Raw genomic sequence first — 2,927 nt, forward strand, 5'->3', positions numbered from 1 at the left:
TGGTGCTGGTGGTCACGCACTCGCTGACCTACCTCGACGTCTGCGACCAGGTGCTGCTGATGGCGCCCGGTGGCAGGATGGCCTTCCTGGGCCCACCCGGCCAGATCGGCGACGTCATGGGCACCACCAACTGGGCCCACATATTCGCGGAGGTGGGCGCCGACCCCGAGGAGGCCAACCGGCGCTTTCTGGCCCGAAAAGACGCGCAGCAGGGGCCCGCACGGTCGCCGCAGGCCGCGCCGCCGGCCGACCTGGGCGCCCCCGCGCACACCAGCGTGCGCCGCCAGCTCTCCACGGTCACCCGCCGCCAGGTCCGCCTGGTGGTCGCCGACCGCGCCTATTTTCTGTTCCTGGCGCTGCTGCCGTTCGTCATGGGCGGGTTGTCGCTGACCGTTCCGGGCGACACCGGGTTCGGCGTCGCCCCGCCGACCAGCGAGACACCCGACGAATCTGCGCAGATCCTGACACTGCTGTCGATCGCGGCCGTCTTCATGGGCACCGCGCTGACGATCCGCGACCTGATCGGTGAGCGCCCCATCTTCACGCGGGAACAGGCGGTCGGCCTGTCGACGGCGGCCTACCTGGGTGCCAAGATGGTCGTCTTCTGCGTCTTCGCGGTCGCGCAGGCGGCGATCACGACGGGCATCGTCATCGCCGGCAAGGGTGCGCCCACCCAGCGGGCGGTGCTGCTGGGTGATCCGAGTGTCGAACTGTTCGTCACCGTCGCCGCGACGTGCGTGGCCTCGGCGATCCTCGGGCTGGTGCTGTCGTCGCTGGTGCGCTCCAACGAGCAGATCATGCCGCTGCTGGTGGTGTCGCTGATGCTGCAGCTGGTGCTGGCCGGTGGCCTGATCCCGGTCACCGGCCGGATCGTGCTCGACCAGGTGTCGTGGGCGGTGCCCGCGCGGTGGGGATACGCGGCGTCGGCATCCACGGTGAACGTGGACGCCCTGGTGCCCGGGACGCTGGTCCCCCACGACAGCCACTGGCGGCATACCCGCAGCGCCTGGCTGTTCGACATGGCGATGTTGGGAGCGCTGACGGCGCTCTACGCCGCGATCGTGCGGTGGCGCATCCGGCTCCGGCGCTGAATCCGGGGCGGCGCGCTCAGCTGGCGGCGAGATTTTCCAGCGCGTACTCGCTGACGGCGATCAGCGCGTCGGTGGCCGAGCGGCGGTCGCGGGCGTCGACGGTGATCACCGGGATGTGCGGGGGCAGAGCCAGCGCCTGGCGCACCTCGCCGGCGGGGTAGCGGGGTGCGCCCTCGAACTCGTTGACCGCGACCAGGAACGGCAGTTTCCGATGCTCGAAGAAGTCGACCGCGGCGAAGCTGTCCTGCAGGCGCCGCACGTCGACCAGCACGATCGCCCCGATCGCGCCGCGCACCAGGTCGTCCCACATGAACCAGAACCGCCGCTGCCCCGGCGTGCCGAACAGGTAGAGCACCAGGTCCTCGTCGAGGGTGATGCGGCCGAAATCCATCGCGACCGTGGTGGTCCGCTTGTCCGGGGTGGCCTCGAGCGCGTCCACCCCGGCCGAGGCGTCGGTGAGCATCGCCTCGGTGCGCAGCGGCATGATCTCGGACACCGCGCCGACGAACGTCGTCTTCCCGGCGCCGAAGCCGCCCGCGACGACGATCTTCGTCGAGGCGTGCGCTCTCCCGTCCGGCCGGGTGTCAGAGTGCTCGTAAGCCACGCAGAGTCCTTCCTATGAGCTCGTGGCGCTCATCGCGGGTCGAACGCTCGGTCAACGTCCTGTGCACCTGAAGGTAGCCCGACAGGACCAGATCGCCGACCAGGACGCGCGCGACGCCGACCGGCAGATCCAGCCGGGCCGCGATTTCGGCGACCGACGGGCTGCGCACACACAACTGGATGATCTTGCCTTTCGGGTCCTCGGCAGGCCACCGGTGGGCCAGGCCGGCCTGCAGCGTCTGGATCGGCGCCTCCAGCGGAAGGTCGACGCCGGTGTCGGTGCGGCCGGCCGTCAGCGTGTACGGCCGGACCAGGCTCGCCTTACGCGGGGACGGCCAGGGCTCGGGTTCCATCGCGGATCACGGGCTCACGGGTGCGGTGTGACGGACCTGCGGGTGGACTGCACGACGCTGCCCACGCGCTCGACCAGGACGGCCATCTCGTAGCCGATCTGACCGATGTCGCAGGACGTCGCGGCCAGCGTGGCCAGATGCGAGCCGTCGCCGACCCGCATCAGCAGCAGGTACCCGTTCTGCATCTCGACCACCGACTGCAGCACCTGACCGCCGTCGAACAGCTGCGCGGCCCCGGTCGCCAGGCTGGCCAGCCCCGAGGCCACCGCCGCCAACTGGTCGGCGCGTTCACGCGGCAGGTGCTCGCTGGCGGCGATGGCCAGGCCGTCGACGGACACCAGCAGCGCATGAGCCACCCCGGGGATCTCGCGGGCGAACTTGGTCACCAGCCAGTCCAGCGAACCACCCCCCGACGTCATGACTGGTCCGTTCCGTTGCTCGTTTCGCGGGCGTGCGTCCGCCCCGTGCGCACCCCGCCGAAGTGGCTGCGCAACGACGCGCGAACCGCCTCGGGGTCGCGATCCCCGCCGTTGCCGGGCCACTCATCGTGGGACTCGTGGGTGTCTCTCGGGGCGTCTTTCGGGGCGTCTTTCGGGGCGGCCCCGTCGGCCGCGCCGGGTACCAACCGGGCTCCGGGAGTGCGGACCGGCAGCCCGTGCTCGGCGGTGTGCGCCTCGACGGGCTTGTCCTCGGCCTCGGCGGCCAGCGACCAACCGCGGTCCCACACCGACTGCCAGTCCAGGTCCGGACTGTCGACCAGGTCGTGCGGGTCGCCCAGCATCTCCGAGAGCATGCGGCGGTAGATCACGTCGTCATCGGCCGGGCCCGCGGGCCTGGCAGCGGGCTTGGCGGCCGGTGGCCTGGCGGTCGGTGGCTTGGG

Annotated in this window: 4 protein-coding genes and 1 pseudogene; 1 reads left to right on the forward strand and 4 read right to left on the reverse strand. The window is 71.3% G+C overall.

What is annotated here, in order from left to right; translation table 11 throughout:
* Positions 1-1,091, forward strand: a 1,091-nt coding sequence (locus AC2VOK_RS12095; RefSeq protein WP_428900681.1) for an ABC transporter permease, incomplete at its 5' end; no start/stop codon positions are given.
* 16 nt (positions 1,092-1,107) lie between these two features.
* On the opposite strand, the gene AC2VOK_RS12100 is transcribed toward AC2VOK_RS12095, so the two are convergent.
* From AC2VOK_RS12100 to AC2VOK_RS12115, 4 genes and pseudogenes are all read right to left on the reverse strand, one after another.
* Positions 1,108-1,695, reverse strand: coding sequence for a GTP-binding protein (locus tag AC2VOK_RS12100; RefSeq protein WP_421531089.1), 588 nt, complete (start codon positions 1,693-1,695; stop codon positions 1,108-1,110).
* Positions 1,676-2,047, reverse strand: coding sequence for a DUF742 domain-containing protein (locus tag AC2VOK_RS12105; RefSeq protein ID WP_428900682.1), 372 nt, complete (start codon positions 2,045-2,047; stop codon positions 1,676-1,678). Before AC2VOK_RS12105 ends, AC2VOK_RS12100 begins: the two co-directional genes overlap by 20 nt.
* Positions 2,048-2,061: 14 nt before the next feature.
* The gene (locus AC2VOK_RS12110) at positions 2,062-2,466 is read right to left on the reverse strand and encodes a serine protease inhibitor (protein WP_428900683.1); all 405 of its coding nucleotides are present in this window, start codon (positions 2,464-2,466) and stop codon (positions 2,062-2,064) included.
* Positions 2,463-2,927: pseudogene (locus tag AC2VOK_RS12115) on the reverse strand (ATP-binding protein); the annotation flags it as partial. The gene AC2VOK_RS12110 and the pseudogene AC2VOK_RS12115, both read right to left, overlap by 4 nt.

Source organism: Mycobacterium sp. TH-M116 (genome assembly GCF_057473685.1).